The organism is Streptomyces sp. NPDC002130, from assembly GCF_040296465.1.
In the GTDB taxonomy this organism is placed as follows: domain Bacteria; phylum Actinomycetota; class Actinomycetes; order Streptomycetales; family Streptomycetaceae; genus Streptomyces.
In genome coordinates this window covers 1-3,255 of the sequence record NZ_JBEOXI010000472.1, presented here as the reverse complement: position 1 = coordinate 3,255, position 3,255 = coordinate 1, and the positions used below count along the sequence as shown (strand labels likewise).

4 protein-coding genes and 1 pseudogene are annotated in these 3,255 nt (G+C 61.5%); all 5 read left to right on the top strand.

Annotated elements, in window-relative coordinates:
• Window positions 1–389 (top strand): annotated as a pseudogene (locus ABT116_RS41255) (heavy metal translocating P-type ATPase); the annotation flags it as partial.
• Between the two features lie 44 nt (window positions 390–433).
• Window positions 434–907, top strand: a complete 474-nt coding sequence (gene lspA / locus ABT116_RS41250; RefSeq protein ID WP_351645363.1) for a signal peptidase II — start codon at window positions 434–436, stop codon at window positions 905–907.
• Window positions 908–1,151: 244 nt separating this feature from the next.
• Window positions 1,152–2,213 carry a multicopper oxidase domain-containing protein gene (locus tag ABT116_RS41245; RefSeq protein WP_011331645.1) on the top strand — a complete coding sequence of 354 codons (1,062 nt, stop codon included), beginning with the start codon at window positions 1,152–1,154 and terminating at the stop codon, window positions 2,211–2,213.
• Entirely contained in the window at window positions 2,210–2,758 is a 549-nt protein-coding gene (locus ABT116_RS41240; protein ID WP_351645360.1) for a hypothetical protein, read from the top strand. Before ABT116_RS41245 ends, ABT116_RS41240 begins: the two co-directional genes overlap by 4 nt.
• Window positions 2,759–2,760: 2 nt before the next feature.
• Complete coding sequence (locus tag ABT116_RS41235; RefSeq protein ID WP_351645357.1) at window positions 2,761–3,210, top strand: alpha/beta fold hydrolase; 450 nt, start codon at window positions 2,761–2,763, stop codon at window positions 3,208–3,210.
• The last annotated feature ends 45 nt before the right edge of the window (window positions 3,211–3,255 follow it).

The following is a 3,255-nucleotide window of genomic DNA, read 5'->3' as shown; positions in this document are numbered from 1 at the left end:
CGGCAATGGTCGGGGACGGTGTCAACGACGCCCCCGCCCTGGCCACCGCCGACTTGGGCATTGCCATGGGCGCGATGGGATCCGACGTGGCCATCGAGACCGCCGATGTTGCTCTGATGGGCGAAGACCTGCGGCACCTGCCGCAGGCGTTGGCGCACGCGCGCCGCTCCCGGACCATCATGCTGCAGAACGTCGGACTGTCGCTGGCGATCATCACCGTCCTGATGCCGTTGGCCTTGTTCGGGGTCCTCGGCCTGGCCGCCGTGGTCCTGGTGCACGAGGTCGCTGAGATCGTGGTCATCGCCAACGGTGTCCGGGCCGGCCGCGCGCAAGCCTTCCCCACCGGATCGGTACCCGCACCGGCGGGGAAGGTCGAGGCCCGCACGTGAGCGAATTAGCGGCTCGATCAATCCGCACAGGTAGCACGCGGCGGGTGATTCTCGTGGTCGTCGGTCTCGCTCTCATCGCGATCGCACTGTCGGCCGAACCCGTTGCGCGCCGTACCCTTTCCGGTGCACGCACCGTCGATATGGGATTGCTGCAACTGAAGTTGGCGTACAACAGCGGTGTCGCGTTCAGCATCGGCCAACAGCTTCCGGCCTGGATCATCCTCGCGGTCACCGCCGCCATCACTCTCGGCGTCGGAATTTACGCCTGGCGCACCGTCCCCACCGCTTCACTGGTGGGGACGGTGGGTTGGTCGGCGATCCTCGCCGGAGCTGCCTCCAACGTGGTCGACCGAGCCCTCGACGGGAAGGTCACCGACTACTTCCACACCGGCTGGTGGCCCACCTTCAATCTTGCCGATACCTACCTCACCTGTGGATTCATCCTGGTCGCCGTGTCGCTGCTGTTCGAATCCGCGCGCGGGTCCGAACGTGAGATTCAGCGTCCGCAATCCGTGTGACCTGATTCGAGCGAGGAGGGAGCCGGAGCGCTGTCGACAGGGAAGCAGTCCATCTCTGCGAACTTCTGCGGTTCGAGGTGGCGAAACCACGACGCCCCACTCGTCGAAAATTTCCGCGGTCCGCCTGTTTTCGGTCGAATGCGTTCGGATAGTTTGGGGGCTATGAAAATAAAGTTCGGCATGACAAACTTTGAGGTGTGACTCTTTTGACTGCCAGGAATGTCGATGCTTCGGTCGGGTGGCCATGAGCGCACCGTCGCGGCGACAATTGTTGATCGGTGGGGCGCTCGCCGGATCAGCCGGACTCATGATGAACGCAGGAAGAGTTGCGGGCGCATCGCCTACCGAGCATCCCGGAAACACCAACCCGGGTACCGCCGCACCTGACGGAGACGGCGGAGTCCGTCACGGCGGCACGAGCGGTGCGACCTTTCGGGCCGGTCAGCAGGTGAACCACACTGCCAACGGGTTTCATCCCACGGCAATGCTGCGTGACTTCGACTACGGGACGACTTCCGAATTGCCTGACGGTCGAACGCTACGCGAGTGGGAGATCTTCGCAGCCGACGAGGAGATCGAGGTAGCACCCGGAGTCTATTTTCCCGCGTGGACCTTCAACTCCCGCATTCCAGGTCCCGCCTTGAGATGCAGTGAGGGAGACCGGCTCCGGGTGCGGTTCGTCAACGGTTCCGCGCACCCTCACACGATGCACTTTCACGGAATCCATCCCGCTGACATGGACGGAATTCCCGGGGTAGGTCGGGGCATCATCGAGCCGGGCGAATCATTCACTTACGAATTCGATGCAACCCCTTTCGGATTGCATCTCTATCACTGCCACGTCAATCCACTTGCAGAGCACATTGCCCGCGGCATGTACGGCACATTCATCGTCGATCCAGCTCAGGGGCGCCCGGCGGCTGACGAAATGGTGATGGTGATGCACGGCTACAACACCACATTCGACGGGCAAGGAAACCAGCTCTACGCGGTCAACGGCATCCCGTTCCATCACATGCACGAACCGGTACAGGTGAAACGAGGCGAGCTGGTTCGCATCTACCTGGTCAACGTCCTCGAATACGATCCGATCAACAGCTTCCACGTGCACGGGAACTTCTTCGACTACTACCCGACCGGGACTCGGCTCGAGTCCAGCGAATTCACGGACACGATCATCCAGGCCCAAGGTCAGCGCGGAATATGCGAACTGCGCTTTCCCTACCTGGGCAAGTACATGTTCCACGCCCACAAGACCGAATTCGCCGATCTGGGCTGGATGGGATTCTTCGAGGTGACCGAATGACCGGCACCCCAGATCCTCCCTCTCCTACGAGCACTCATGAGAATTCCTTTGACACTGCGGGTTCCGCGCATACAGAGTCCGATCAAACAGGCGCATCTCGCACCGGCCTTTGGCTCCGAGGCGCCGCAGTACTCGCGATCATCGTCATCGCCCTGACTGCGCTGGCAATGCTCGCCGGACAAAGCCTCCCCGAACGCACCGGCCCACCGATCGAGAACATCTCCGTCGAACGAACGGCCCTCGAACCAGGCCGAATCACGTTGACGCTACGCAACACCGGCCCCGACGCGGTGACCGTCGCGCAAGTTGCCGTGAACGACACATTCGTCGATTTGGTAGGCGCTGCAGATCCCATCGGCAGACTCGAGTCCCAGACGATCACCCTCGACTACCCGTGGATCACCGGACAGCCGTACCTCGTCTCGATGCTCACCTCCACAGGGTTGGTCATCGAACACGAAATTCCCGCTGCCGTAGCAACTCCCGTCCCGGGAGTGGCGTTCTTCGGCTTGAGGCAGCAGGTGGAACAGTCGCGAACCCGGTAGTCATGGAGCGCATCAAGACGTCGACCGCGAAGGCCGTCCAGAGCGACGATATCGAATTGACCCGCGCACGTATGCAGTTGCTCATGCACGATCCCGCCGATGCAACCGAGGAATTGGTTCAGGCTCGTCACCGGATCTACCATCAGCCTGACTTTGTCGCCAACATCCACAACCTCCTTTCCTTGCAGGAGATGGAGGTTCGCCAGCGGAACCTGCTGCGCCCGGATCGAATGGCACTCATCAAGGCGCCCACTCTTGTGGTCTGGGGCCAGGAAAATCCGTTCGGTGATGTTCCGGAAGCGAAGAAGATGGCCGAGGATATTCCGGGCGCTCAGCTCGAACTCTACTCGGAGTGCGGTCACTGGCCGCAGCACGAGCAGGCAGAGAAGTACAACCCGCTGAGCCTCGAGTTCTTGGCAAAGGCGTCAGCCGGCGCGAAGGCATCTATCTGAGAAGTTCCTGCCAAATATACTGCTGCGTAATGGAGCCGGCCTCTC

What these genes read in the sequence shown, in the direction of transcription:
- ABT116_RS41235 (WP_351645357.1), top strand. Translation starts at nt 2,761, where the DNA reads ATGGAGCGCATCAAGACGTCGACCGCGAAGGCCGTCCAGAGCGACGAT.
- ABT116_RS41240 (WP_351645360.1), top strand. Translation starts at nt 2,210, where the DNA reads ATGACCGGCACCCCAGATCCTCCCTCTCCTACGAGCACTCATGAGAAT.
- ABT116_RS41245 (WP_011331645.1), top strand. Translation starts at nt 1,152, where the DNA reads ATGAGCGCACCGTCGCGGCGACAATTGTTGATCGGTGGGGCGCTCGCC.